The sequence below is a fragment of the Bradyrhizobium sp. dw_78 genome, assembly GCF_018449525.1.
Classification (GTDB): domain Bacteria; phylum Pseudomonadota; class Alphaproteobacteria; order Rhizobiales; family Xanthobacteraceae; genus Bradyrhizobium.
This window is the reverse complement of sequence record NZ_JAAVUS010000001.1, coordinates 637,491-663,167: the sequence shown is the minus strand read 5'-3', so window position 1 is coordinate 663,167 and position 25,677 is coordinate 637,491. Positions and strand designations below refer to the sequence as shown.

Below are 25,677 nucleotides of genomic sequence, written 5' to 3'. Positions count from 1 at the left end.
CCTCACAATTCCACGGTCGCCAAAAGCCCGGAAAGCAATCCGGACTTTTCCGCTTTGCTTTATGCAGCCTCTAATTCCATAAGTTTTTTGGCCGCATGAGTTAGGAAACCGGACCTCGTATAGCCGTGCGCTTCTGCAAATTTGTCAATTCGCTCCAGAATGTCTCCGGACAAAGTGACATTGACGCGCACAATTTTTGGCGGTGCGTTTTTCACAGAAACGAGGATGGCCACTCCGGATCGGTTGTCTGGATCAGACATCACTTGTTCTAGGGTAGAGGGCTCGGGAATAGCCTCTCCATCCTCTGCCAACCCTTCGATGTGAAGGGTCAGGGCTTCCTCAGCCATGGCTCTGGCGTCATCCAGGTTGGTTCCTGCGGTAACAACACCGGGAAAATCTGGAAAGGAAACGCCAAAGTCGCTGTCGGCATCCTTATGGATAAGACCAATATAATGACGCATGGTTCCTACCTCAACTTTAGACCTGACTGTCTTTCAATGCTCTTCAGTGTCCCGATCGGGATATCCCGCTCGGGATGCGGAACAGTTACCCGGCCCTTTTTATCGGGATGTTTGAACTGCACATGGCTCCCCTTCTGAGCCACCAGCACCCACCCATCCCTTTGAAGGGCCAAGATAATTTCCCGGCTTTTCATAGTGTGTATTTATACACACTGGCTTAATTTGTCAACCTATAGCGAACCGATCGTTCCCGCTGTTCCGTGTACCGTCGGCAGCGGAAGACGATTGGCGCCAGCTTCTGCGATCGCCTATTTCGGCGCGGCATCCCTGGCAAGCATCGCCAAGGCTTCCTGCACGGTCGACATGAACTGCGCCGGGAAGATGATGGTGGAATTCTTCTCCACCGAGATTTCCGCCATCGTCTGCAGGGTGCGAAGCTGCAACGCGACCGGATGCTGCGTGATGAGGTCGGCGGCCTCGCCGAGTTTGACCGCAGCCTGGTATTCGCCTTCGGCCGCAACGATCTTGGCGCGGCGCTCGCGCTCGGCCTCGGCTTCCTTGGCCATCGCGCGCTGCATGTTTTCAGGCAGCGTGATGTCCTTGATCTCGACCGCGGTGACCTGCGTGCCCCAGGGCTCGGTGTGCTGGTCGATGACGTTCTTGATCTGATCGTTGATCCCGGCGGTGTCCGACAGCAGCTGATCGAGGCTGAAGCGGCCGACCACGTTGCGCACCGTGGTCTGGCTGATCTGGTTGATCGCGTTATAGACGTTCTCGATCGCGATCACCGCCTTTTCGGGATCGGTCACGTGATAATAGGCGACCGCCGCGATATCGATCGAGACGTTGTCCTTGGTGATGATCTTCTGCGAGGGAATCTGCATCGTCACCGTGCGCAACGACACCCGCGTCATCTGCTGGAACGGCATGAAGATCAGCGTCAGGCCGGGTCCGCGCACGCCCTCGAACCTGCCGAGCAGGAATACCACGCCGCGCTCATATTGCTTCAACACCCGCAGCGACGCCAAGACATAGATGATGGCCGCGAAGACAAGAATAGAGATCAGGCCCATGATATCCTCGTGACGGCATCCTGACGCCGTTGTTTGTGACATTCCATCCGCGTCAATCTAGAGCATGATTGGTTCTGATTGAATCAGAACCGAAGCTCAAAATTCCAGTTTTGACGCGTTTTCTTCACGCGAATCGGTATCCACTTCGCTCGAAAGCGCTTTAGCAAGCGAACCCTCATGGAAATGTGAGATGGCGCATGGCGGCCGGCATTACGCCGCCCCGAACACCCCCGCTCCGGTCAACTCCGCGATCCGGCCTTCATCGTAACCGAGGGTCTTGCGCAACACATCCCTCGTGTGCTGGCCGAGCAGCGGAGCGGCGACGGGATCGACGACCGGCGTCATACCAAGACCGATCGGCGCTTCGATGTTGGGAACGGTGCCCGCGGTCGGGTGCGGGATCTGGCTGAGACGATGGCGCTCGCGCAGTTCCGGCGCGTTGAACGCCTCCTCGATGGTGCGAAGATAGCCGACCGGGACGTTGACCCGCTTCATCTTCCCGATCCAGTTGTCACGCAGGTCGCGCGCAAAGATCTCCGCCAGAACCGCCCGCAGCTTCTCCCTGTTGGCGGTCCGGGCTTTCCGGGTGGCGAATTCCGGATCGGTGACAAGGTCGGGCCGTTCCAGCACTTCAGTCATCAGGCGGCGAACCAGCCGGTCGTTGGCGCACGCCATGTAAAACGGCCCGTCCATCGCCTCATAGACGCCAACCGTTGGCGAGCCGTTCGGCGAGTTGCCGAACCGGCCCTGATTTTGTCCCGTTATCAGATAGGTCATGCCGAAGAAGCCAGTCATCGCGACCGCGATATCGAACAGCGCGACCTCGACATGCTGGCCGCGGCCGATCCGGTCGCGGGCGATCAGCGCCATCAGGATCGCGTTGCAGGCCGACATCCCCGTCGCCATGTCGATGACGGGATATCCGGTCCGCACCGGCGGACCGTCGGGAAAGCCGTTCAGCGACATGAAGCCGCTTTCGGCCTGCGTGATCGGATCGAAACCCGGGCGCAGCGCCCACGGCCCCTTGCGGCCATAGGCCGAGATCGAGCAATAGACCAGACGCGGATTGCTTGCCGCCACCGATTCATAATCGAGGCCGAACTTCTTCATCACGCCGCCGGAGAAATTCTCCACCACCACGTCGGCTTTCCCGATCAGCGCTTTCGCGACCTCGCGCCCCTCGGGCCTGGCGAGATCGAGCACGATACCGCGCTTGTTGCGGTTGAGGCTGAGAAAGGCGGCGCTCTCGCCGCCGATTTCCGCGTGCTCGTAATGGCGGGTGTCGTCGCCGCCATCCGGGTTTTCGATCTTGATGACTTCGGCGCCGAAATCCGCCAGCGTCTGCGTGCAGGCGGGACCGGCGACAACGCGGGTGAAGTCCACGACCAGCAGGCCGTCGAGAGCGGTCGGAGCGTCTTGTTCGCGTGGCGTGTACTCCGGCAAAAGCGGTCTGGCCGTCATGATCTCCCGTCCTTTTCTTGTGATTATTTTGGCCGATGCCGGCGGTCGAGCGCCGCGCCGATCGACTTTACGGTCTATCCGCTGAAGTCCACAAGTACCGCTTGTGCGGCGTTTATTCCGCGAGATCGCCGGTCAGCGAATAGCTCGTACTGCGGCCACCGCCTTCATTCTTTGCGAGCAATCCGCGCCGGACCAGATCTCCGATATCGCGCAGCGCCGTATCCGGCGAGCATTTCTCGATCGTGGCCCATTTTGATGAGGTGAGATTGCCCTCAAAACCATCCAGCAGACGGTTGAGAATATCGCGCTGACGTTCATTGAGCGGCGCGGCCGAATGCTTGTTCCAGAATTCCGCTTTTCGGAAAACGATGGCGAGGGTCTTCTCCGCGCCGTCGAAAGCGCGATCGAGACATCCGAGAAACCATTCCATCCACGCCGTAATGTCGAGACCGCGCTTCTGCGTCGACTCCAGCATGTCGTAATAGGCCTTTCGCTCAAGCCTGATCTGCGCCGACATGCTGTAGAAGCGTTGCGGACTGTCTTCCGAGCGGGCCAGCAACATGTCCGCGATGGCGCGAGCGATGCGGCCATTGCCGTCGTCGAACGGATGGATGGTCACGAACTGCAGATGGGCCAGCGCCGCCTTCAGCACCGGATCGATATCGTCCTCGCCGTTGAACCAGGCGAGAAAGGACTTCATTTCCGTATCGAGCCGCGCGGCGGCGGGCGCTTCATAGTGAACGCGCTCGCGCCCCTCGGCGCCGGAGACCACCTGCATCGGGCCCGATCGATCGTCGCGCCATGCGCCGACGATGATCCTGCGCATGCCGCTGCGCCCGGTCGGAAACAGCGACGCATGCCAGCTCAGCAGGCGCTCCTCGGTAAGAGGATCGTTGAACCTCTGGGTGGCGTCGAGCATCATCTCCACCACGCCTTCGACATGGCGGTCGGCAGGCGGCAGGCCCGCGGATTCCATGCCGAGGCGCCGCGCGATCGAGGAACGAACTTCCTCCTTGTCCAGAACATCGCCCTCGATCTCGCTGGACTTGAGCACGTCTTGGGTGAGCGTTTGCAGGACAGCCTCCTCGCGTAGCGCAAATCCAAGCGCCTGCATGCGACCGATCAATCGCCCCTGCCGGTGCCGGACGGCGGCGAGTTGTCCGGCAAGACGGCGCTCATCCCAAATGAAGTTGGGCCAGGCCGGCAGTTGGTGGATGTAGTCAGCCATCTAATCACCGCATAATTTGCGGAATTTATGATCTGTATTCTCCGCAGGCACAAGGCTAATCCCAGCGTAAGATGCGGAGATTACGGCCGATATTCTCCGCACCGTAAAAATTCATAAATCAAACAGATATTTAAGAGCCCCATTCAGAAATCCCAACAACCCGCCGCGCTCCGGCTTGAAATCCAATTCGATCTAATCTAGATATATCTAAATATGAGATATATCGAAATCGTATCAAATGGACAAATCATGCGCCACAGACATTCAAACCTTCAACCCCTCCACGCCCGCTTTCACCGGGGATCCTTCGAGGACGGCGATTTCCGGCACGAGCATCGCGGCCGCGAACATCGCCAGCGCGGTCCGGACGAGCGCGGCCGTCATCGGCATGGCCACCGACCGGAACGCTTGTTCGATCACGGCGAACTGCGCCTGGTGGTGCTCGCCTTGATCTCCGAGCGCCCCCGGCACGGCTACGAGATCATCAAGGAGATCGAGGATCGCGTCGCCGGCACCTATGCCCCGAGCCCCGGCGTGATCTATCCGACACTGACCATGCTCGAGGAACTCGGACATGCGACCGTGACCGAAAGCGAGGGCAAGAAGCTCTACGCCATCACCGCCGCCGGCACCGCCTGGCTCGACGCCAACAAGGCCGCCGTCGACCATGCGCTCCAGCGCATGCAGTCGGTCAATTCAGCGCATAATGGCGGCCGCGCGCCGGAGATCATGCGCGCCAGGGAGAACCTTAAGCTCGCGCTGCGGCTGCGCGAGGCACGCGGGCCGCTCACCGAGCAGCAGATCCGCGATATCGCCGCGGCGCTGGATGCCGCCGCGACCGCGGTCGAGCGCAGCTGAAATTTATGCAGGCAACCGATCGAGCGAGCCGCTATAACACCGGCGGCTCGCCGACCGTGCGCGCGATCAATATCTCAAGACAACAAGAAACCACATGACCAACTCCTCTTCCTCCGCGTCTTCTTCAGCGGAGCACAACGTCTTTCTGAAAATGCTGCCGATCACGCTGGCGGTGTTCATCGGATTCTTCACCCTCGGATTGCCGCTGCCGGTATTGCCGCTGCATCTGCACTACACGCTCGGCATGAACAATATCCTCGTCGGCGTGGCGATCGGCAGCCAGTTCGGCGCCGCGCTGCTGTCGCGGGCCTGGACCGGATCGCTCGCGGACACGCGCGGCCCGAAACGCGCCATGATCATGGGCCTGGTGATCGCGGCCATTTCGGGCGTGGCCTATCTCGCTTCTCTGGCGTTCCTCGCAACGCCCGCGGCCTCGCTCGGCGTGCTATTGATCGGCCGCCTTCTGCTCGGCTGCGGCGAGAGCCTGATCATCACGGGCGCGTTGAGCTGGGGCATCGGCATGGTGGGGCCGCACAGAGCCGGCAAGGTCATGGCATGGGTCGGCATCGCGATGTACGCCGCCTATGCGACCGGCGCGCCGGCCGGCACCTTGATCTATGGCCCTTACGGATTTTTCGGCATCTCCATCGCGACCATCGTGGTTCCGCTGCTGGCATTGACGGTCATCGCCGGAGCGCCTGCGGTCGCAGTATCCACGGCGCCCCGTGCGCCGTTCTACAAGGTGCTGGGAACGGTGTGGGTACCGGGACTCGGACTGCTCCTGTGCAGCACCGGATTCGGTGTCATCACCACCTTCGTTGCGCTGCTGTTCGCGGCCAAGAACTGGGGCAGCGCTTCGCTCGCCTTCACCGCCTTCGGCATCGCGTTCATCGTCGCGCGGCTGTTGTTCGCGCATCTTCCGGACAAGATCGGCGGCGGCAAAGTCGCCTTGGTGTGCGTGCTGATCGAAACCGCCGGACAATTGCTGATATGGCAGGCCGGTCACGTCCTGATGGCCTATGCCGGCGCGGCTCTGACCGGATTCGGCTATTCTCTCGCCTTCCCCGGCTTTGGCGTCGAAGCAGTGCGGCGCGCGCCGCCACAGAGCCGCGGCGCCGCGCTGGGTGCCTTCATGGCATTCCTCGATATTTCCTTGGGGATCACCGGACCGACCGCTGGCGCGATCGCAAACGCGTCCGGCGTCAGCACCGTCTATCTCGCGGCTTCGGTAACGGTCGCGCTCTCGACGCTCATTGCCGTATATCTGGTCGCGAACCCGCCGCGAGCGATGGCATGAGGTCCAGCGCAATCAGCTGACGCCAGGGCTCGTCGGTTCTGACTGGATCAGGGCCGGTCCCTCATATTTTATTTTGGCAAATTGCGATCCCGTGAACAGCCAGCCTTACGCAAGCCGCCTTATAGCGCAGCCGATCACGATATTTTCTCATCGATTCCATGAGCAGAAACGCAACGCCGCCGCCATAAGATGATGATCATCCTTCAAAATGGCCACGGCATCGAATTTTCGATGCTTCCCGGCGGCAGAAGAGAATTACATTGCTATTTTTCAACGCCGATGGCGCTGCGTCTCCTATCGTCCCACCTCGATCTGCTGGGGGTTCAACCAGAGAGACGAAGATGAAACAGGTTTTGAGACTTGCCGCTGCATCCGCCCCGGCGCTGATGGCATTGGCCTTTGTTGCCATGAGCTCGCCCGCTTCCGCGAGTTCGAATGAATATTGCCGCAAGGACGTGACCTCGGCGATCGTGTCCTGCAGCTTTGCGACGCTAGACCAATGCAAGGCGATGTCATCCGGCCGCGGCGGCGATTGTTTCCGCGACCCGTATCTGCCCGAGGCCGGCAATCCGAACAATGCGCTGGCCTATCAGCCCAGGGCCAGGCTGCACCATAACCGGAAGCCGATCGAAAATTGATCGGTCCCTGACGACAAATCGGCGCTGCCCGTGGCCTGCAAATACACTTGAGGGGTCACGGGCAGCTTTCACCGGATCCGCTGCAGATGAAGCCTCCGGGTCACCAGCCCTACAGCGCCTAATCCTGAACGCAGCTCCAGCGCAAATCCCTGCCGAGCGAGGGAGAATAGCCGCTGAGACAGTTTGGCTTTGCGAAGGCCAGCCAAAGACCGGACAGCACCACGACCAGCGCAACACTAAATCCCAGCCGCAGCTTCATGCCGATCTCCGTTCCTTGCCAAGCACAATATAGCTTGCCGGGAGGGTGCGCCGCCACCATGTGCGTGCGCGCCTCATCCTGCCGCCTCATCCCACCGGCGGCGAACGCGGCTTTTCGGTCGCAAACCCGTAGATCAGCGCCAGCCGGTCGAGGCATTCGCGGAATCGCCGCGCGAAATAATCCAGCCAGCGCTGGCCACTCAGCCCGCGCTGGCGGCTGATCTGCTCCATCGTCAGCCCCAGAATCAGCACTTCATGCACCAGCGCCGATCCATCGGCGCCGAGTTCGCGCTCGGTCCGGTTCAACCGTAGCACCGCCTTGCGCTGGCCTTCGGTGATCGGCTCGCGAAACTGCCCGCCATCGACATATTCGCGAGACGGATCGACGGCCTGCGGGCCGCGCTCGGCCCTCTCCCAATCGTTCTGAAACGAACGCCCGCCCTGATACTGCGCCTCGTCGATCTGACGGCGCGCGTGCAATTTCCCCAGGGGATCGTTGCGAAGCGAACGCAGCGCGACGATCTTGTCACCGGGCTCCAGGCCCAAGGGATCGTCGACCTCGACAGAGGCGACCTCCGCATTGCGCGGCAGATCGCGCGATCGCCGGTCATGGGCCTTGGCCGGATTATAGGGTTTGTAGCGTTTGGCGCGTGGCATGTCTGAAAACTCCCCTGAAGGAAATGCGTTAGAAAATTCCGATATCCCCGTTTGCGTCAGGGCGTTCGCGTCATGTCGTCCGCCTGGCGACATAGGCCGCCAGTTCCGCGCTGACGGCGATCGCCGGCTTTTCCGCCCGCGCTTGCGGTCCCGACCGCTCGGCCGACACCGATTCATCCGAACAAGGATTCTTGTGTGGGTGTGAGTGGTCGGCGTCTGGTGCAGCCTCGCCGAACGTTTGCGCGGCAATTGCTCGCGCGGGCGCAGATCGCCCCTGCGCCCGGTTTTCCAGTTTCATGCGAGCCAGCGCTGAACCGATACCGCCCTTTTGCCCAGCGATCGCGCGCTTGGCGGAAACACGCATCATCTTTTCCAGTTCGGCGTCGATGCGCTTGTGCTTCCATCCCTCATAAAAGAAGTCCTGCAGAGTGGCGCGGTATTCGCACCAGGTGCGAAGCGGCAGTTTTGTAATCTTGGCAAGCTGCCGGTTGTCGTCGGGCAACTCGCCTTTGCGCCAGTAGTGCATCATCAGCAGCAGATACGCCCCATGCTGCGCGGTGGTGAGGTGGCCGGTGTCGCCGAGATAGTCGCCGACATAAAGCGGCATCCAGGGACGGTTCATGGAAGACGGCCCCCCTCGCCGGCTAGCGCCGTCATTTCGTCGCGCAGCCATGCAGCGAGTTCGCGCGATCGCGTGGAGTCGGGCGGCTCTCGCCCAATCAGCGCGCGCAAATGCGCGATGCGATGCCGGCGTGGCAGCGGCTTCATCCGTTGCGCCATGACTTCAATCGGCGTCCAGTTCACCTGACATCTCATGCTGCCTCCACGATCCCGAGCAGCGCCGTGCCAACGCAGCGTTCCGGCTCCGCATCGACGCCGCAAGTCAAATGAAAATGCGCCATGCAATAGCTCGACTCCTCGCGCTGCTTATGGCCGCAGAAGGTGATGGGCTCACCTTCTTCGTCGCCGCCATAGGGGTAGCGGCAATCGCCGGGCTCGAGTTCGAGCAGCGACAGATGGCGCGGCTCGATCGCGACGCAGCGCAGCTTTGGCAGCGGGACAGGCTCGAAGGCCGGCACGAACCATTTTGACATGGCGTCGTAGCGCTCGCTCAATCGGTGGAGACCTGCCTGCCGGGATTTCGGCGCCAGTTGCGCCCAATCCTTCGGACGGTCGTCGCCGGCAAGCCCCATCCGCCTGGCGCGGCCGATCGTGGCGTTGCGGGAATAGCTGGTGTTGAATTTGGCGTTGATCGCGCGCGCGATCTCCGCATAGGACATGCCGAGGGCAAGATAGTCCCGCAGCGCGTCCGAATGCTCGGGCGCCCAGTTGGTCGGTTCCATTATTTTCCCTGCTCTTTTGTCGCCGCCCGGCGCCGTCAGTAATTTCTGATATTCCGAAATCAAAGTCAAGCTTGATTTCTGATAATCGGAATTGCTATCATTTCTGAAATTCGGAAAGCGTGGCATATGCTGGACATCAGGTTGATCGAACGCGGGCTGGCGAAGCCGGGCAAGACCAAGGGCGGGCTGGCCGCCGCCATGGGTGTGCGCCCCGGTGCCGTCTCCGAAATCCTCTCGGGCATCCGCCTGATCAAGGCCGCCGAAATCACCGATATCATCGACTATCTCGAACTGAATTCGGTGCCGATCATGGGCCGCGTCGGCGCCGGCGCCTCGATCGAGCCGGAGCACGAGCAGGTGCCGCCGGAAGGGCTCGGCGAGGTGGAACTGCCGTTCCCGATCGCGGAGGAAACCATCGCCTTCGAGGTTTCCGGCGATTCCATGCTGCCGAAGTACGAAAATGGCGACATCATCGTGGTCTATCGCGAGCAGCGCCACCCGCTCTCCAGCTTCTATGGCGAAGAGGCTGCGGTGCGGCTGAAGACCGGCGAGCGCTATCTGAAGACGATCGAACGCGGCAAGTCAGCTTCCGTCGTCAACCTCACCAGCTTCAACGCCAAGCCGATCACGGGCGTGAAACTGGAATGGATCGGCGAAATCTGCGTCACCCTGCCGAGGGGCCAGATCGAGCGGTTGCGGGCCAGGGCCGCAGCCAGGACACGCAAGGCGGCCAAGGACGGGACCAAATAATCGCGGACGGCGATTCGGGCCCCTCCTCGCAGGAGCGGAAGCCCGCCCAGAATTACTTCTGATTATCAGAAATTACGCTTGACAAATTTCTGTTTTTCAGAAATAATGCCAGCCTGATTTCAGCATTCGTCCCGATCTGCGAAAGAGCCTTTTCATTGCAATATTTCGTCGTGATGATCGATTACGGCCGTCGCGGCCGCGAAGCCATTGTCGATCCCGAAATCACCCGCCGCGACGTGATCGCGCGCATCGCCTCCGGCGAATACAGGAATATCAGTTTCATACACGAAATCGCCGATGCCACCGTCGACGATATCACCGCCGAGATCCTGGCCGAGGCGGCGCTGCCCGAAATCGCGCTCGATGAAATTCCGGCGGCCACCGCCGACCTGCAAGCCGCCCGCTTCGATCATGCCCGCGACCTGCGCAAGCATGAGACGGTGTAGGTAGACAGTCTGGACCCCATCGCCGTCGTCCACCGCGAAAGCGGGAACTCCGGGGACGCGCGTGAAAGCGCGGCCCCGAAGTGTCGAAACAATATCCAGCAGAGATTCCGGGTTCGATGCTTCGCATCGCCCCGGAATGACGGCGACCTTATTACACCAACAGAACCGTCGAACCCGTGGTCCTGCGCGCGGCGAGATCGGCATGCGCCTTCGCCGCATCCTTCAGCGGATAGGTCTGGTTGACCTCGATCTTGACCGCGCCGGACCGCACCACCTCGAACAACTCCTTCGCCATCGCCACGAGCTGCCCGCGCGTGGCGCCATAGGTGTTGAGCGTGGGGCGGGTGACGTAGAGCGAACCCTTCTGCGCCAGCAGGCCGAGATTCAACGGCTCGACCGCGCCGGAGGATGCGCCGAACAGCACCAAGAAGCCGAGCGGCGCCAGGCAATCGAGCGACTTCATGAACGTGTCCTTGCCGACCGAGTCGTACACCACCGGCACCTTCTTGCCGCCGGTGATCTCGTCGACGCGTTTGACGATATCCTCACGGCTGTAGACGATGGTGTGCGCGCAGCCATGCGCCTGCGCCAGCTTGGCCTTCTCGTCGCTGCCGACGGTGCCGATCACGGTGACGCCGAGATGCTTGGCCCATTGCGACAGGATCAGGCCGACGCCGCCGGCGGCGGCATGCAGTAGGATCGTCTCGCCGGCCTTGATGCGATAGGTCTGGCGGATGAGATATTGCGTCGTCAGGCCCTTCAGCATCATCGCCGCCGCCGTCTTGTCATCGATGCCATCGGGCAGCTTGATCAGGCGGTCGGCCGGGATCAGCCGCTCCTCGGCATAGGCGCCGAGTGGCGAACTTCCATAGGCGACGCGGTCGCCTGGCTTGATATCGGTAACACCGGGACCGACTTCCTCGACCACGCCGGCGCCCTCGCTGCCGAGCCCGCTCGGCAATGGCACGGCATAAACGCCCGAGCGGTTGTAGATGTCGACGAAGTTCAGCCCGACCGCGGTGTGGCGGATGCGCGCCTCACCCGGACCTGGCTTGCCGAGCTTGACTTCTTCCCAGACCAGAACCTCCGGTCCTCCGGTTTTGTGAAAACGGATCGCATGCGTCATGGCGTTTTTCCTCACCTCTGATGGCAGATTGAAGGCCTCGCGTTGCCGCTCAGGCTTCGCTCCAGATTTTATACGCGCATCAAAGCACGGCAAAGCGCGGTCCGGCTAGGGCCGGTGCGCGAGATCACGGCTGCAAAAAGGCGATATGCGATGCCAAAGATGATCAAGCCTCAACTTAGTGTGACCGTCATGGCCGGACTTTTTCGTCGGCCATCGAAATAATTTCGTCGCACGAATGTTTGTCATCGCGGTGGCACCTGTTTGAGAAAGATGCGCGATGCCCAACATTTCCCCGGTGCCAAAGGCCGCCCTGGTCTCATTGGCAACATCCGTCCCTCCCAACGTGTTTTTGCAGAAGGATGTTCTTGCCGCCGCCTGGGAGGTGTTCGGGCCGCGCCTTCCCCAGTTCGAGACGCTGTCGAGCATTTTCACCAATACCGGCATCGTCAAGCGCCACGGCGTCAGACCCTTCGGCTGGTATCTCGAACCGCGCGGCTGGCCGGAGCGCACCAAGGCCTTTCTCGAGGGCGCCGAGGCGCTGTTCGTCGACGTTGCCGGCAAGGCGCTGGCGAACGCACATCTCGCTGCCAGCGACATCGACACGATCGTCACCGTCTGCTCCACCGGCATCGCCACGCCAAGCCTGGAGGCCCGCGTCGCGACCCGCATGGGATTCCGCTCCGATGTCTCGCGCGTGCCCGTGTTCGGCCTCGGCTGCGCCGGCGGGGTCTCGGGCCTCTCCATCGCCGCGCGGCTGGCCCAGGCGCGGCCGGGAAGCAACGTGCTGGTGGTCGCGGTCGAACTGTGTTCGCTGGCGATCCGTCTCGACGAACTGACCAAGGCCAACATCGTCGCCACCAGCCTGTTCGGCGATGGCGCCGCGGCAGCGATCCTGCGCACCGGCGATGGCGGCGCCACCGAAATCGAAAACTCCGGCGAACATCTCTGGCCCGATACGCTCGGCATCATGGGCTGGAACGTCGATCCCGAAGGTTTTGGCGTCATCTTCCAGCGCACGATCCCGAATTTTGTCACGGAGCATCTCAACCCGGCGATCGCGAAGATTCTTGCCGGCATGCAGCTCTCGATGGCCGATATCGATCGCTTCGTCTGTCATCCCGGCGGGGCGCGGGTGATCCACGCGCTGGAGACCGCGCTTGAACTTCATCAAGGCGCACTCGATCACGAACGGCAGGTCATCGCCGATTGCGGCAATATGTCGGCGCCGACCGTGCTGTTCGTGCTGGAACGCGCGCGCCAACACGGCCTGCCACCGCGTTCCTTGCTGACGGCGCTCGGACCGGGCTTCACCGCGAGCTGCGTTGCATTGCGGCACGGCGCTTGAGCCTCGCCGAGATCATCCTCGCGCTGGTGACGCTGCAGCGGACGGGCGAACTCGTGCTCGCCCGTCACAACACGCGCAAGCTGCTCGCGCATGGCGCGGTCGAGCTTGCGCCCGGTCACTATCCGCTCATTGTCGCGGTACACGCGGCCTGGCTGGTGGTATTGTGGGTGTTCGGGCATGACCGGCCGGTGAATGTTTTCGCCTTTGCGATTTATCTCGTGCTGCAGGTTTTGCGCGGCTGGGTGCTGTATACGCTGGGCCCGCGCTGGACCACACGGATCATCGTGCTGCCGGGAGCGCCTCTCGTCACATCCGGCCCCTATCGTTTCCTGTCGCATCCCAATTACGCCATTGTCGTTGGCGAAGTCGCGATGCTGCCGCTCGCGCTGCATCTTCTGCTTGTTGCGCTGATCTTCACGATCCTCAATGCAGCCGTGCTCGCGATCCGCATCCGCGCCGAAAGCCGCGCGCTGCAAACGCCGCACCACAGCATCGCCTCATGATCGAGCGGCCCGCCGAGACGCAAAAGCCGCGCGCCGCGATCTGGCTCGGCTTCATCCTGATGTGCCTCGGCATGTTCATGGCGATCCTCGACATCCAGGTGGTCGCGACCTCGCTGCCGGCGATCCAGCATGCGCTGGCGATCTCGCCGGATACGATGAGCTGGATCCAGACCGCCTATCTGATCGCCGAGATCATCGCGATCCCGCTGACGGGATGGCTGACGCGGGTGCTGACGCTGCGCTGGCTGTTCGTGTCGGCGATTAGCCTTTTCACCCTCGCTTCCGTCGGCTGTGCGTTCAGCCACGGCTTCGCGGCGCTGATCGGCTTTCGCCTGCTGCAGGGTTTTGCGGGTGGCACACTGATCCCGGCGGTGTTCTCCGCGGTGTTCCTGCTGTTTCCGACCCGCCTGCATCCGATCGCCACCACGATGGCCGGCATCACGGCGGTGCTGGCGCCGACCATCGGCCCGGTGGTCGGCGGCTGGATCACCGAGACGTTCTCCTGGCACTGGCTGTTTTTGATCAACGTCGTGCCCGGCGTGATCGCAGCCGCTGCGACGCCCCTGCTGCTGCCGCGCGAAAAGCCCGACCTCGCCGAGCTTGCAAGCCTCGATCTGGCTTCACTGGCGCTGATGGCTTTGGCGCTGGCGAGTCTCGAGATCGCCTTGAAGCAGGCGCCGCAGCATGGCTGGCTGTCTCCCTTCAGCGCGATCCTGTTCGCACTGAGCGCAGCGGCCACGATTGTCTTCGCCACGAGAACGCTGAGGGCTGTACACCCCGTCGTCGAATTGTCGACGCTGGACACGCGCTCCTTTGCCATCGGCTGCGGCTTGAGCTTCTGCCTCGGCGTCGGCCTGTTCGGCTCGACTTACCTGATGCCGGTGTTTCTCGCCTATGTGCGCCGTCATGACGCATTCGAGATCGGCACCATCATGCTGGTCACAGGCGTCGCGCAACTGGTGACAGCGCCGATCGCCGGCGCGCTGGAAAGCCGGTGCGATCCACGCTGGCTGTCGGCGATGGGCTTCGGCCTGTTCGCGCTCGGCCTTGGCTATAGCGCATTCCAGAGCCGCACCGCGGATTTCAGCGAAATGTTCTGGCCGCAAATCCTGCGCGGCGTCGCCATCATGTTCTGCCTGCTGCCGCCGACAAGACTGGCGCTCGGCGCATTGACGGCGGCCCGGGTGCCGGACGCCAGCGGTCTGTTCAATCTGATGCGAAACCTCGGCGGCGCGATCGGCATCGCGCTGATCGATACCAGCCTCTATGGGCGCACGGCGGAACATGCTGAAACGTTGCGCGAGCGGCTGATCGCAGGCGACGTCACCGCGGCGCAGGCGATCGGTCTGGATGTGCAGCTGTTCACCCACCCGCCCGCCGGCATATCCGCCGCCACGGTCGAAGCCTATGTCCGTCCGATGGTCGAGAGGGCGGCGTTTGCGCTCAGCGTCAACGAGGCCTGGGCCCTGCTCGCCTGCGCGGCGCTGCTCGGATTGATGCTGGTTCCATTCGCGGGCCGGCCGCCGCAACAACCACGATAATAACAGACAAACAGTTGAATCGAATCCGAGCGACTCGCGCTCACGCGCGGTCAAACGGATCGTGAAAGCAGATGAATAAGGCCACGGAGTGTGGTTTTTCAGAGACTGTGGTTTTTAGGTCGCGCGAAGCTGCCGATCTCCGCGCCAAACGCCGATTGATCGGCCGAATGTGTCGGATAGGCTCAGGATTCTTTCCGATTATTAATGCAGTAAGTCCCTGTTGGAAGTGTAGTTCTTTGCCGCGGAAGCGGTTGCGAAAGATCATTCAAAACGCCTAGAATGATTGGCCGGTCATGCTTGGTTTGAACGACTTCATACCTTCGACAGGTCACGCAACGAGAGGCCTGCAAATGAACGATAGTTCGGCGATAGAACGTTCATGAACCAACCCATCAAACCTCCCCAGGAAGCGACGCCCCAGCGTGAAGCCTCGGTTCCGGCGGACGCTCCTTCCGCGCACAAGCCGCGGTCGGCATGGCGCTTTGTCGTGACAGGCCTTGTGTTGCTGCTGATCGTGGCGGGTATCGTCTGGTGGGCCAGGAATCAAAGCGAGCCGGAGCAGGCGCGCGGCGGCCGCAACGGCGCGCCGATGTCGATCGTGCCGGAAGTCGTCGGCAAGGGCGACATCGGGATCAATCTCAACGCCCTTGGTACGGTCACGTCGCTCGCCACGGTGACGGTGCGAACCCAAATCAGCGGCTATTTGATGAAGATCGTCTTCAAAGAAGGCGATGAGATCAAAAAAGGCGACCTGCTCGCCGAAATCGATTCGCGACCTTATGAAGCGGCGCTCGCGCAAGCGCAGGGAAATCTCGCGCGCGATGAGGCCTTGCTGAAAGGCGCGCAGGTCGATCTGGCGCGTTATCAGGGTCTCGCCGCGCAAAACGCGGTGCCGCGCCAGACACTGGACACCCAGGTCGCGCTGGTCGCGCAGGACGAGGGCACGGTCCAGGCTGACCGCGCCGCGGTCAACGCCGCGCAGGTCAATCTGAATTATTGCCGCATCCTGTCGCCCCTGGACGGCCGCGTCGGCCTGCGCCAGGTCGACCAGGGCAATTATGTCACGCCGGGCGATGCCAGCGGCCTCGTGGTCATCACGCAGTTGAAGCCGATCAGCGTCCTCTTCACCGTGCCGGAAGACAATTTGCCGGCGATTTCGAAGCGCCTGCAGGAGGGCGCCGTGCTGCCGGCCGCGGCACTCGACCGCAGCAGCACCAGCAAGATCGCCGACGGCACGTTGCAGACCTTCGACAGCCAGATCGACCCGACCACCGGAACGATCAAGCTGCGCGCGCAGTTTCCCAACGAGACCGAGACGCTCTATCCAAATCAGTTCGTCAACATCCGCCTGCTGCTCGACACCCACAAGGGCGTCACCACGATGTCGACGGCCGGTGTTCAGCGCGGCGTGCCCGGCACCTTCGTCTATCTCGTCAATGCCGACAGCACCGTTTCGGTCCGCAAGGTCGAACTCGGCATCACCGATGGCGACCGAATCGAGGTTGTCTCGGGCTTGCAACCCGGCGACCGCATCGTGGTCGACGGCGCCGACAAGTTGCGCGACGGCGCGAAGATCAACGTCCGCTCGGAGGCCGATAGCAACGCGCCGTCCACAGGCCCCGGCGCGACCTCGCCTTCCGGATCCGATCCGGCAAAAGGCGGCAAAAGGCGGCGTTCACAGAACGGAAACGGACAGAAACAAGATAACGGGCAACAGCAATGAGTCCGTCCCAGCCGTTTATTCTGCGGCCGGTGGCGACAACCCTGCTGATGATCGCCATCATGTTGTCCGGCATGCTGGCGTTCAAGTTCCTCCCGGTCGCCGCGCTGCCGGAAGTGGATTATCCGACGATCCAGGTGCAAACCTTCTATCCCGGCGCCAGTCCGGACGTGATGACCTCGTCGGTGACGGCACCGCTTGAGGTGCAGTTCGGCCAGATGCCGAACCTCAACCAGATGAGTTCGGTAAGTTCGGCCGGCGCCTCCGTCATCACCTTGCAGTTCGGCTTGAGCATTTCGCTCGACGTCGCCGAGCAGGAGGTGCAGGCCGCGATCAACGCCGCGGGCAACCTTTTGCCCTCCGACCTGCCCGCGCCGCCGATCTACGCCAAGGTCAATCCGGCCGACGCGCCGATCCTGACGCTGGGATTGACGTCGAAAACCATGCCGCTCACGCAGGTCGAGGACTTCGTCAATACGCGGCTGGCACAGAAAATCTCCCAGCTTCCAGGCGTCGGTCTCGTCAGCATCTCGGGCGGCCAGCGGCCCGCGGTGCGGATCCAGGCCGACATCCGCAAGCTCGCCGCCTACGGGCTGAACATCGACGACCTCCGGACCACGCTCGGCAACGCCAACGTCAATACGCCCAAAGGCAATTTCGACGGCGCGATGCGCGCCTATACGATCAACGCCAACGACCAGATCCGAAACGCCATCGACTATAAATCGCTGATCGTCGCCTACAAGAACGGCTCGCCGGTGCGGCTCACCGATGTCGGCGACGTCATCGACGGCGCCGAAAACGACAAGCTCGGCGCCTGGATGAACGAGACGCCGGCGATCATCCTGAACATCCAGCGCCAGCCCGGCGCCAACGTCATTGCGGTGGTCGAGAGCATCCAGGCGCTGCTGCCGCAGTTGCAGGCCTCGCTGCCCTCGGCGATCGACCTCAACGTCCTGACCGACCGCACCGTGACCATCCGCGCCTCGGTGGATGACGTCGAGTTCGAATTGTCGCTCTCGATCCTGCTGGTGGTGCTGGTGATCTTCGTGTTCCTGCGCAACACGCGCGCCACCCTGATCCCTAGCCTTTCGGTGCCGCTATCGCTGGTCGGCACGCTGGGAGCGATGTATCTGTTCGGCTTCAGCCTCAACAACCTTTCGCTGATGGCGCTGACGATCGCCACCGGCTTCGTGGTCGACGACGCCATCGTCGTGATCGAAAACATCTCCCGCTACATCGAAGAAGGCGAGCAGCCGTTGCAGGCCGCGCTTCGCGGTTCCGAGCAGATCGGCTTCACGATCATTTCGCTGACGGTGTCGCTGATCGCGGTGCTGATCCCGCTGTTGTTCATGGGCGACGTGGTCGGCCGGCTGTTCCGGGAATTCGCCATCACGCTGTCGGTCACGATCCTGATCTCCGCCGTGGTGTCGCTGACGCTGGTACCGATGGCCTGCGCCAAGCTGCTCAAGCCCGAATCCGAGGCGCATGAGAACGCGTTCCAGCGCTACAGCCGCGAAGGGTTCGACAGGCTCGTCAGGCTCTATGGCCACGCGCTCAACTGGGTGCTCGATCGCCAGACCTTCGTGCTGTTGATCGCGCTCGGCACCTTCGCGCTCACGGCCTATCTCTACGTCGTCATCCCCAAGGGCTTCTTCCCGCTGCAGGATACCGGCGTCATCCAGGCGATCTCCGAAGCGCCGCAATCGGTTTCCTATGCGGCGATGGCGGAGCGGCAGCAGCAGCTCGCCAGCGTCATCCTCCGGGATCCCGAGGTCGAAAGCCTGTCGTCGTTCATCGGCGTCGACGGCACCAACACCACGCTCAACAGCGGGCGGATCCTGATCAACCTCAAACCCTACGACCAGCGCAAGTCCGGTATCACGACGGTCATGCAGCGGATCAAGGACGCCACGGCCTCGCTGACCGGCATCACCCTCTACATGCAGCCGGTTCAGGATCTCACGATCGAAGGTACTGTCAGCCGCACGCAGTACCAGTTCATTCTCGAGGACGCCGATCCCGCGCAACTCAACGAGTGGGCGCCCAAGCTGGTCGACAGACTGAACCAGTTGCCGCAATTCTCCGACGTCGCCAGCGATATCTCCGCGTATGGGCTATCGGTCTTTGTCGAGATCGACCGCAACCAGGCTGCCCGTTTCGGCATCACGCCCGCCACGATCGACAACGCGCTCTACGATTCCTTCGGCCAGCGCATCGTCTCCACGATTTTCACCAATTCAAACCAGTACCGCGTCATCCTCGAAGCCGATCCGAGCCTGCAAACCTCGCTGGATTCGCTGTCGTCGATCTATCTGCCCTCTTCGGTCGGCAGCACGCCGGTTCCGCTGTCGGTCATGGCCAGCATACGGACCGAAACCGCGCCGCTTCAGGTCGCGCATCTCGGACAATTTCCGGCCGCGACCGTCTCGTTCAACCTGGCGCCGGGCGCTTCCCTCGGCGACGCGGTGACGGCGATTAAGCAGGCGCAGATCGATATCGGCCAGCCGCCGAGCGTCATCACCGCCTTCCAGGGCGCGGCGCTGGCGTTCCAGGCGTCGCTGTCCAACCAGCTTTTCCTGATCCTGGCCGCGGTCGTCACCGTCTATATCGTGCTGGGCGTGCTCTATGAGAGCTTCATCCATCCGGTCACCATCCTGTCGACGCTACCGTCCGCCGGCATTGGCGCGCTGCTGGCGCTGATGGCCGCCGGCAGCGATCTCACCATCGTGGCGATCATCGGCATCATCCTGCTGATTGGCATCGTCAAGAAGAACGCGATCATGATGATCGACTTCGCGCTGGACGCCGAACGCAACGAAGGCAAGCCGCCGCGCGAGGCGATCTACCAGGCCTGCCTGCTGCGCTTCCGGCCGATCCTGATGACCACCATGGCGGCCGTGCTCGGCGCCTTGCCGCTGATGCTGGGTACCGGCGCGGGCTCGGAACTGCGGCACCCGCTCGGCATCTCCATCGTCGGCGGCCTCCTGGTCAGCCAGATGCTGACGCTGTTCACGACGCCCGTGATCTATCTCTGGTTCGACCGCCTGGCGGTGCGCTTCTCCGGCCGCGCGGGTGACACTCGCCCGGCAACGAGCTGAACCGAACCATGGGCCCGTCAACCCCCTTCATTCGCCGGCCGGTCGCAACCACGCTGCTGACCTTCGGACTTGCGGCGGCGGGTGTGGTCGCGTTCTTCAAGCTGCCGGTCTCGCCGCTGCCGCAGGTCGATTTCCCGACCATCTCGGTGCAGGCGACCCTGCCCGGCGCGAGTCCGCAGGATGTCGCGACCACCGTCGCCAGCCCGCTTGAGCGCCATCTCGGGCAGATCGCCGACGTCACCGAAATGACCTCCTCCTCGGCGGTGGGATCGGTGCGCATCACCCTGCAATTCGGGCTGAACCGCGACATCGACGGCGCCGCGCGCGATGTGCAGGCCGCGATCAACGCCGCCCGCGCCGACCTGCCGACCAGCCTGCGGTCCAACCCGACCTACCGCAAGGTCAATCCGGCCGACGCCCCGATCCTGATCCTGACCCTGACGTCGGACACGATGACGCGCGGCGATCTCTACGACGCCGCCTCGACCGTGCTGGCGCAGAAGCTGTCGCAGGTCGAGGGCATCGGCGAGGTCGGGGTCAGCGGCAGTTCGCTGCCCGCCGTGCGCGTCGATCTCATCCCGCAGGCGCTGTACAAATACGGCATCGGGCTCGAGGACGTGCGGGCGGCGCTTTCGAGCGCCAATGCCCACAGCCCGAAGGGCGGCATCGACGTCGGCGATCAGCGCTACCAAGTTTACTCCAACGACCAGGCCAACAAGGCCGCCGACTACCAATCGCTGATCGTCGCCTACCGCAACGGCTCGGCGGTGCATCTTTCCGATGTCGGCGACGTCACCGACGGCGTCGAAAACCTGCGCAATTCCGGCCTCGCCAACGGCAAGCCGGCGGTCCTGATCATCCTCTACCGCCAGCCCAACGCCAACATCATCAGCACCGTGGACCGGGTCAAGGCGCTGATGCCGCAATTGCAGGCTTCGATTTCGCCCGCGATCGAAGTGGGACTGGCCGTCGACCGTTCAACCACCATCCGCACCTCGCTGCATGACGTCGAACGCACGTTGGTGATCGCGGTGCTGCTGGTGATCGTCGTGGTGTTCGCATTCCTGCGGAACCTGCGTGCGACCTTCATCCCGGTCGTAGCGGTGTCGGTTTCGCTGGTCGCGACCTTCGCGGCGATGTATCTGATAGGCTACAGCCTCGACAATCTGTCGCTGATGGCGCTGACGGTGGCGACCGGCTTCGTCGTCGACGACGCCATCGTCGTGCTGGAAAATATTACCCGCTATATCGAGAATGGGCTGTCGCCGCTGGAAGCCGCACTGAAGGGCGCCAGTGAAGTCGGCTTCACCGTGCTGTCGATGAGCATTTCGCTGATCGCCGTCTTCATCCCGATCCTGCTGATGGGCGGCATCGTCGGCCGCCTGTTCCGCGAATTCGCCATCACGATCTCGATCGCGATTCTGATTTCGCTGGCGATTTCGCTCGCAACCACGCCGATGATGTGCGCCGTGCTGCTGCGCAGCGAGAGCGAACAGGAGCACGGACGGCTGTATCACGCCAGCGAACGCTTCTTCGAGGGGATGCTGAACGTCTATCGCCGCTCGCTGACCTCGACGCTCAGGCACCCGGCGACGATGATAATGACACTCGCCGTCGTCATCGGGCTCACGGCCTATCTCTACATCGTCATCCCCAAGGGCTTATTCCCGCAGCAGGATACCGGACGGTTGACCGGCGCGATTCAGGCCGATCAAAGCATCTCGTTTCAACTGATGCAGCAGAAGCTCGCGCAGTTCGTTTCGATCATCAAACAGGATCCCGCCGTCGAAACCGCGGTCGGATTCACCGGCGGCGGCCAGACCAATTCCGGCTTTGTCTTCGTCTCGCTGCTTCCGCTCTCGGAACGTGGGATTTCGGCAGACGGCGTCATCAACCGGCTGCGGCGCAAGATGGCGGTTATTCCGGGCGCAACGCTGTTCCTGCAGGCGGTGCAGGACATCCGCATCGGTGGCCGCGCCAGCAATGCGCAATATCAATACACCCTGCAAGGCACCACCCTGGAGGAACTGAACGAGTGGTCGCCGAAGATCATGGCCGCGTTGCAACGCGAGCCGAAGCTGACCGACGTCAACAGCGACCAGCAAAACAGGGGCCTTGAAACCGATCTGGTGATCGACCGCGACCAGGCCGCAAGGCTGGGGATCACCGTCAGCCAGATCGACAACACGCTCTATGACGCCTTCGGGCAGCGCCAGGTTTCGACCATTTATGTCGCCCGCAACCAGTATCACGTGATCATGGAGGTCGCGCCGCGGTTCTGGCAAAATCCGGAGACGCTGAAGGACGTCTATGTCTCTACCTCCGGCGGCTCGGTCGGCGGCTCGCAAGCCTCCAACGCGGTCGCAGGAACCATCGTCGCCCCCGGCGTGTCGGCCAATTCCGCCAATGCGCAGGCCGCGCGCAACCTCGCCACCAACTCGATCGGCGCCACCGGCAAAGGCGTGGCCTCCACCGGAGCGGCGGTCTCCACCAACCAGGAGACCATGATTCCGCTTGAAGCGGTGGCGAAATTTACCCAGGGCTCGACCCCACTCGCGGTCAATCACCAGGGCCTTCTGGTCGCCAACACCATTTCATTCAATCTGGCGCCAGGCGTGTCGCTCAGCGACGCAGTCTCCACCATCGAAGCCGCCACGAACCGGATCGGCGTGCCCGCCACCATCCGCGGAACCTTCCAGGGCACGGCGAAGACCTTCCAGGATTCGCTTTCCAATCAGCCGTACCTGGTCCTGGCGGCGCTGGTCACCATCTACATCGTGCTCGGCGTGCTCTATGAGAGCTACGTGCATCCGCTGACGATTCTCTCCACCTTGCCGTCCGCCGGCGTCGGCGCCCTGCTGGCCTTGATGGCCTTCCGGACCGAATTCAGCATCATGGCCCTGATCGGCGTCATCCTGCTGATCGGCATCGTCAAGAAAAACGCGATCATGATGATCGATTTCGCGCTCGAGGCCGAACGCCATCGCGGGCTTAGTTCCTTCGATGCGATCTACGAAGCCTGCGTGCTGCGCTTCAGGCCGATCATGATGACGACGATGGCGGCCCTGCTCGGCGCGCTGCCGCTTGCCATCGGCATGGGCGAAGGCGGCGAATTGCGGCAACCGCTCGGCATCGCGATCGTCGGCGGCCTGATCCTGAGCCAAGTCCTGACGCTGTATTCGACGCCGGTCGTCTATCTGTACATGGACCGCTTCCGGTTCTGGGCCCAACGGCTTACCGGCGGCGGCCCGGCGCCTGTGACCGGATTGCAACCAGGCGAATAGATGTCAACAGCAGCTTCCATGACGGACCTAGCGCTTGAGCGACCCCTGTGCGATGTCGGAACCGGGGCCTTTTCATTGTGGCGGAGGCACGGACGCAGTGCAGTTGGACGCAGGACGCGCGGAACGCCATTGAAGTCGCAGCTTGAGCCGGTGGACTATGACTAACGTTATGCCGAAGTCACGCGCCCTGCCGGCAGGACCGGCGCCCGGCTCGCGGCTGCGCGGCAAGGCGCGTGCCGCCTCGGCCCTTGCCATGCTCCTGCTCGCGCCGGGCTTGTCCGGATGCATCCTCGGCAGCGAGCGGCCCGAGCTTAATCTCGAGGTCCCCGCCGCCTATCGCGAAGCCTCGTCGCACGCCCCGGACGCCGCCGTCCCGGCGCTGGATTGGTGGCGCGGCTTCCGATCCGCCGAGCTGACCTCGCTGATGGAAGAGGCTCAGATCTTCAACCTCGACATCGCGGCGGCCGTCGCCCAGGTGATCCAGGCCGACGCGGCGGTCGGCGTCTCGGGCGCGCCGCTGTTGCCATCGGTGTCGGGCACCGCGACGGCCGAGCGCGAACATTTCGGATCGCAGACTGGCGGCAGCAACAACAGCGGTTTCGGAAGCGGAATCAGCAGCGGCAACGGCGCCTCCACCTTCTCGCAGTTCAATACCGGCCTCACCGCGAGCTACATCATCGACTTCTGGGGCAAGAACCGCGCGACGCTTTACTCTGCGGAAGAAAGCGCGACGGTGGCCCGCTATAACCGCGAGGTCGTGACGCTGACGACGATCGTGACCGTCGCCAACACCTACTTCCAGGTTCTGGCGGCACAGGACCAGTTGAACGTCGCGCGCCGCAACCTCGCCGCCGCCGAACGCATCATGACGCTGATCAGGCAGCAGTTCAACGGCGGCACCGCCTCGCAGCTCGACGTCTCGCAGCAGGAGGCGCTGGTCTCGACCGAGCGCGCGGCGATCCCGCCGCTCGAAGTCACCTTGAGGCAGAATATCTTCGCGCTGGCGCTTTTGGTGGCGCGCGCTCCGGCGAATTTCAACGTCAAGGGCGGAGCGCTGACCTCGATCGTCGTTCCGCGCGTGACGCCCGGCCTGCCCTCCGAGCTGCTCTATCAGCGGCCGGATGTGCGGCAGGCCGAGGCGCAACTCGCGGCTTCCAATTTCAGCGTCGAATCGGCGCGCGCCGCCTTCTTTCCGCAGATCCAGTTGACCACGACGACCGGCGTGCAAAGCGCGGCGCTGGCCTCGCTGTTCGGTCCGGGTGCCTGGTTCTATACGCTGTCCGCGGGGCTGACTCAGCCGATCTTCGACGGCTTCCTGCTCGAGAGCGAATTGAAGCAGGCCAAGGGCGTACAGTTGCAGAACCTGCAAGCCTATCGCAAGGCGGTGCTGTCGGCCTTCGCCGATGTCGAGAAAGCACTGGTCGCGCTCGCGCAAACCACGCGGCAGGAGCGGCTGCAGATCGAAGCCGTGAGAAACTCGCAGCAGGCTTTCGACGTCTCGGAAACGCAATTGCGCGCCGGCACCGTCAACCTCATCACGGTGCTGCAGACCCAACAGACCCTGCTCACCGCCGAGAATACGCTGGCTCAGGTGCGCTTGACCAAGCTGCTCGCCGCCAGCAGCCTGTTCCAGGCGCTCGGTGGCGGATGGACGCCGGACGGCAAGCTGGCCTCGCTGCAACCGGAAACGCAACCGAAACCATAAGGGGCTTCGTCATGCGGACGACAATCTTTGGCGCAGCGATTTTGGGCGCTGTGGTCTTGACGGCCACGATGACAGGCGCGGCGCTTTCGCCTGCGCAGGCGCAGCTCGCCAACAGCACGCCGCTGAGCTTCGGCATGACCGCGGATCAGGCTTCGCAAGCGCTGGGCACGCAACTGATCTATGTCCGCGGCCGTCCCGGCGATGAAATGTACCTCGCTTTGCCCAACGTGAAGGGCAGCGCTCTATCGGACCGGCGGGACGGACTTTATCTTCAGTTCCGGCGCGGCAAGCTCGACGGCTGGAAAGGCGATTGGGGAGCGAACCGGCCATGTTGCAACTGATGACACGGCCCAACCGCATCAGCATCGGCAGACTGACGATTTTCAGGCTGACGATTTTAACGGCAGCCCTGACCATTCTCGCGTCCGCCGGCGCGGCGCCGGCGTGGGCGCAGCGCGCGCACGAACCCTTCCTGCGGCGGGATACGCCTCCGACCGCCTGGTATTATGACAACCGCGACGACGTCAGGGACTTTCAGGCCAATGGCGTTTTTCCCGGCGATTTCGCCGCCCATCCCGGCCTCGCCTGGCTCGGGGCGGCTGGAATCATCGGGTTCACGCCGTCGGGCGGGTCGCATTTCGGCCCGATCTATTGCACCCAGCGATATTATCGTTCACACAATCCCAGGCCCGGCTATTTCCAGGGCGATGACGGCGTCTGGTATCGCTGCAGAGAATAAGATTCGGCAAATTCGCTTTTTGACGGATCAATATTACAAAAAAGTAATGCCGTTCACGGATTGAATGAGAACTTAGTGATTGGAAAACCTTCTCGGGCGATGTCAGAAACTCCCGGCGTGAGTTTTGCAGCGCAACCGCTGTT

At 62.6% G+C, this 25,677-nt stretch carries 26 protein-coding genes; 14 read left to right on the top strand and 12 right to left on the bottom strand.

Annotated elements, in window-relative coordinates; all coding sequences use genetic code 11:
- Positions 1-59 precede the first annotated feature (59 nt).
- The 6 genes from HB630_RS02995 to HB630_RS02970 form a co-directional block, all read right to left on the bottom strand.
- The gene (locus HB630_RS02995; RefSeq protein WP_213769950.1) at positions 60-461 is read right to left on the bottom strand and encodes a type II toxin-antitoxin system HicB family antitoxin; all 402 of its coding nucleotides are present in this window, start codon (positions 459-461) and stop codon (positions 60-62) included.
- 5 nt (positions 462-466) lie between these two features.
- On the bottom strand, positions 467-655 hold the full coding sequence (locus tag HB630_RS02990; RefSeq protein ID WP_213769949.1) for a type II toxin-antitoxin system HicA family toxin: 189 nt from the start codon (positions 653-655) through the stop codon (positions 467-469).
- A gap of 114 nt (positions 656-769) precedes the next feature.
- Positions 770-1,534 (bottom strand): SPFH domain-containing protein, encoded by a 765-nt coding sequence (locus tag HB630_RS02985; RefSeq protein ID WP_213769948.1) that lies wholly within the window; start codon positions 1,532-1,534, stop codon positions 770-772.
- 210 nt (positions 1,535-1,744) lie between these two features.
- Positions 1,745-2,995, bottom strand: coding sequence for a CoA transferase (locus HB630_RS02980; RefSeq protein ID WP_213769947.1), 1,251 nt, complete (start codon positions 2,993-2,995; stop codon positions 1,745-1,747).
- Between the two features lie 112 nt (positions 2,996-3,107).
- The gene (locus tag HB630_RS02975; protein WP_213769945.1) at positions 3,108-4,223 is read right to left on the bottom strand and encodes a Fic family protein; all 1,116 of its coding nucleotides are present in this window, start codon (positions 4,221-4,223) and stop codon (positions 3,108-3,110) included.
- Positions 4,224-4,487: 264 nt separating this feature from the next.
- Positions 4,488-4,643, bottom strand: coding sequence for a hypothetical protein (locus HB630_RS02970; RefSeq protein WP_213769944.1), 156 nt, complete (start codon positions 4,641-4,643; stop codon positions 4,488-4,490).
- Here HB630_RS02970 and HB630_RS02965 point away from each other — a divergent pair.
- From HB630_RS02965 to HB630_RS02955, 3 genes are all read left to right on the top strand, one after another.
- Complete coding sequence (locus HB630_RS02965) at positions 4,632-5,081, top strand: PadR family transcriptional regulator (protein WP_213769941.1); 450 nt, start codon at positions 4,632-4,634, stop codon at positions 5,079-5,081. The genes HB630_RS02970 and HB630_RS02965 overlap by 12 nt on opposite strands.
- A 94-nt stretch (positions 5,082-5,175) precedes the next feature.
- On the top strand, positions 5,176-6,378 hold the full coding sequence (locus tag HB630_RS02960) for an arabinose transporter (protein ID WP_213769940.1): 1,203 nt from the start codon (positions 5,176-5,178) through the stop codon (positions 6,376-6,378).
- Positions 6,379-6,719: 341 nt separating this feature from the next.
- The gene (locus HB630_RS02955; RefSeq protein WP_213769938.1) at positions 6,720-7,016 is read left to right on the top strand and encodes a DUF3551 domain-containing protein; all 297 of its coding nucleotides are present in this window, start codon (positions 6,720-6,722) and stop codon (positions 7,014-7,016) included.
- Positions 7,017-7,134: 118 nt separating this feature from the next.
- On the opposite strand, the gene HB630_RS02950 is transcribed toward HB630_RS02955, so the two are convergent.
- The 5 genes from HB630_RS02950 to HB630_RS02930 all read right to left on the bottom strand — a co-directional run bounded on the left by HB630_RS02950 (position 7,135) and on the right by HB630_RS02930 (position 9,274).
- Positions 7,135-7,275, bottom strand: a complete 141-nt coding sequence (locus HB630_RS02950; RefSeq protein ID WP_213769937.1) for a hypothetical protein — start codon at positions 7,273-7,275, stop codon at positions 7,135-7,137.
- A gap of 86 nt (positions 7,276-7,361) precedes the next feature.
- Positions 7,362-7,931 (bottom strand): hypothetical protein, encoded by a 570-nt coding sequence (locus HB630_RS02945; protein WP_213769936.1) that lies wholly within the window; start codon positions 7,929-7,931, stop codon positions 7,362-7,364.
- A 70-nt stretch (positions 7,932-8,001) separates the two neighbouring features.
- Complete coding sequence (locus HB630_RS02940; RefSeq protein WP_213769935.1) at positions 8,002-8,553, bottom strand: DUF1376 domain-containing protein; 552 nt, start codon at positions 8,551-8,553, stop codon at positions 8,002-8,004.
- Complete coding sequence (locus HB630_RS02935) at positions 8,550-8,747, bottom strand: hypothetical protein (RefSeq protein ID WP_213769934.1); 198 nt, start codon at positions 8,745-8,747, stop codon at positions 8,550-8,552. Before HB630_RS02935 ends, HB630_RS02940 begins: the two co-directional genes overlap by 4 nt.
- Positions 8,744-9,274, bottom strand: coding sequence for a GcrA family cell cycle regulator (locus HB630_RS02930; protein ID WP_213769933.1), 531 nt, complete (start codon positions 9,272-9,274; stop codon positions 8,744-8,746). Before HB630_RS02930 ends, HB630_RS02935 begins: the two co-directional genes overlap by 4 nt.
- Before the next feature lie 126 nt (positions 9,275-9,400).
- Between HB630_RS02930 and HB630_RS02925 the strand changes: the two genes are divergently transcribed.
- A complete protein-coding gene (locus HB630_RS02925) occupies positions 9,401-10,024 on the top strand; it encodes a S24 family peptidase (RefSeq protein ID WP_213769932.1) in 624 nt (207 codons plus the stop codon).
- Between the two features lie 155 nt (positions 10,025-10,179).
- Complete coding sequence (locus HB630_RS02920; protein WP_213769931.1) at positions 10,180-10,470, top strand: hypothetical protein; 291 nt, start codon at positions 10,180-10,182, stop codon at positions 10,468-10,470.
- A gap of 151 nt (positions 10,471-10,621) precedes the next feature.
- On the opposite strand, the gene HB630_RS02915 is transcribed toward HB630_RS02920, so the two are convergent.
- Positions 10,622-11,596 carry a quinone oxidoreductase gene (locus tag HB630_RS02915; RefSeq protein ID WP_213769930.1) on the bottom strand — a complete coding sequence of 325 codons (975 nt, stop codon included), beginning with the start codon at positions 11,594-11,596 and terminating at the stop codon, positions 10,622-10,624.
- 277 nt (positions 11,597-11,873) lie between these two features.
- Here HB630_RS02915 and HB630_RS02910 point away from each other — a divergent pair, with 277 nt between their 5' ends.
- The 9 genes from HB630_RS02910 to HB630_RS02870 all read left to right on the top strand — a co-directional run bounded on the left by HB630_RS02910 (position 11,874) and on the right by HB630_RS02870 (position 25,534).
- A complete protein-coding gene (locus tag HB630_RS02910; RefSeq protein WP_213769929.1) occupies positions 11,874-12,941 on the top strand; it encodes a type III polyketide synthase in 1,068 nt (355 codons plus the stop codon).
- A complete protein-coding gene (locus tag HB630_RS02905) occupies positions 12,938-13,444 on the top strand; it encodes an isoprenylcysteine carboxylmethyltransferase family protein (RefSeq protein WP_213769928.1) in 507 nt (168 codons plus the stop codon). Before HB630_RS02910 ends, HB630_RS02905 begins: the two co-directional genes overlap by 4 nt.
- Positions 13,445-13,503: 59 nt before the next feature.
- Positions 13,504-14,985, top strand: coding sequence for a DHA2 family efflux MFS transporter permease subunit (locus tag HB630_RS02900; protein ID WP_213770704.1), 1,482 nt, complete (start codon positions 13,504-13,506; stop codon positions 14,983-14,985).
- Between the two features lie 379 nt (positions 14,986-15,364).
- Positions 15,365-16,708, top strand: a complete 1,344-nt coding sequence (locus tag HB630_RS02895) for an efflux RND transporter periplasmic adaptor subunit (protein WP_213769927.1) — start codon at positions 15,365-15,367, stop codon at positions 16,706-16,708.
- Positions 16,705-19,806, top strand: coding sequence for an MdtB/MuxB family multidrug efflux RND transporter permease subunit (locus tag HB630_RS02890; RefSeq protein ID WP_213769925.1), 3,102 nt, complete (start codon positions 16,705-16,707; stop codon positions 19,804-19,806). The genes HB630_RS02895 and HB630_RS02890 overlap by 4 nt, the downstream gene beginning before the upstream one ends.
- Positions 19,807-19,814: 8 nt before the next feature.
- A complete protein-coding gene (locus tag HB630_RS02885) occupies positions 19,815-23,090 on the top strand; it encodes an efflux RND transporter permease subunit (protein ID WP_213769923.1) in 3,276 nt (1,091 codons plus the stop codon).
- 169 nt (positions 23,091-23,259) lie between these two features.
- Positions 23,260-24,795, top strand: a complete 1,536-nt coding sequence (locus HB630_RS02880) for an efflux transporter outer membrane subunit (RefSeq protein ID WP_213769921.1) — start codon at positions 23,260-23,262, stop codon at positions 24,793-24,795.
- A gap of 11 nt (positions 24,796-24,806) precedes the next feature.
- Positions 24,807-25,136 carry a hypothetical protein gene (locus HB630_RS02875; protein ID WP_213769919.1) on the top strand — a complete coding sequence of 110 codons (330 nt, stop codon included), beginning with the start codon at positions 24,807-24,809 and terminating at the stop codon, positions 25,134-25,136.
- Positions 25,124-25,534: a hypothetical protein gene (locus HB630_RS02870; RefSeq protein ID WP_213769918.1), complete on the top strand. Its 411-nt coding sequence runs from the start codon at positions 25,124-25,126 to the stop codon at positions 25,532-25,534. The genes HB630_RS02875 and HB630_RS02870 overlap by 13 nt, the downstream gene beginning before the upstream one ends.
- The last annotated feature ends 143 nt before the right edge of the window (positions 25,535-25,677 follow it).